This window comes from Lentzea sp. NPDC060358, assembly GCF_042725365.1.
Classification (GTDB): Bacteria; Actinomycetota; Actinomycetes; order Mycobacteriales; family Pseudonocardiaceae; genus Lentzea.
Genome location: NZ_JBHXCW010000522.1, coordinates 1 through 1,009, shown reverse-complemented (window position 1 = coordinate 1,009; position 1,009 = coordinate 1). Strand labels below are relative to the sequence as shown.

The window sequence follows — 1,009 nt, the reverse complement described above, 5'->3', positions numbered from 1 at the left end:
CAACCGCACCCTGACGTTGACCATGCGCCCGGGCGTCCGCTGGTCGGACGGCCGCCCGTTCACGGCCCACGATGCCGCATTCACGCTCGAGCTCATCCGCAAGACCAAGGGGTTGATCGGGCGGGCGGCGCCCGCGCTCGCCGACGTCGACACCATCACCGCCCCCGACGACGGCACGCTGCGCATCACCTTCGAGCGGGTCAACACCCCGTCCCTGCACGACCTCGTGGGGCAGGCGATCGTGCCCCGGCACGTGTGGGGCGAGATCGACGACCCACTGCGCTTCGCCAACCCGAACCCCGTCGGCACAGGCCCGTTCCAGCTGACCAAGTTCCGGCCGCAGGGCTACGAGATGCACCGCAACCCACGCTACTGGCAGAAGATCCGCATACCCGGCCTCGAACTCTCGGGCTGGTCCGGCAACGACCAGATCAACAACGCGACCGTGAGCGGCGCCGTCGACTGGGGCGCGCTGATCCCCAACCCCGACAAGACGTTCGTGCGCCGCGACCCCCAGCACTTCGGCTACTGGTGGCCGCACGCCACCGACGTGCAGATCTTCTTCAACACCACGACGGCCCCGTTCGACGACCCGGCCGTGCGCCGCGCCCTCTCGCCCGCCTTCGACCGCAAGCGGATGGTCGACATCGCGGTGTGGGGCAAGAGCGTCCCCGCCAACCCGGTCGGACTCCCCGACGGCGCCTATCCCGGCTGGTTCGAGAAGGAGACCCTGCACCGCGAGGACAGGCTCACCGCCTACGACCCCGAGGCCGCCGAACTGGCCCTCGACAGGGCCGGGCTGAAGCGCAGGGGCGGACGCGGCATGCGCGTGGACAAGAACGGCAAGGCCGTCCGGTTCGACATCATCACCCCCGCCGGCTGGACCGACTACGTGTCCGTCGCGCGGATCGCCGCCGACAACCTCCAGGCCATCGGCATCGACGCCACGATGCGCACGACGAGCTTCGACAGCTGGTCGCAGGCGGTCTACGGCGGCGACTTCCAGGCC

Annotated in this window: 1 protein-coding gene; it reads left to right on the top strand. The window is 70.2% G+C overall.

The window, feature by feature from the left end:
• Positions 1-16: 16 nt before the first annotated feature.
• Positions 17-1,009, top strand: a 993-nt coding sequence (locus ACFWGZ_RS41350) for an ABC transporter substrate-binding protein (protein WP_382457033.1), incomplete at its 3' end; no start/stop codon positions are given.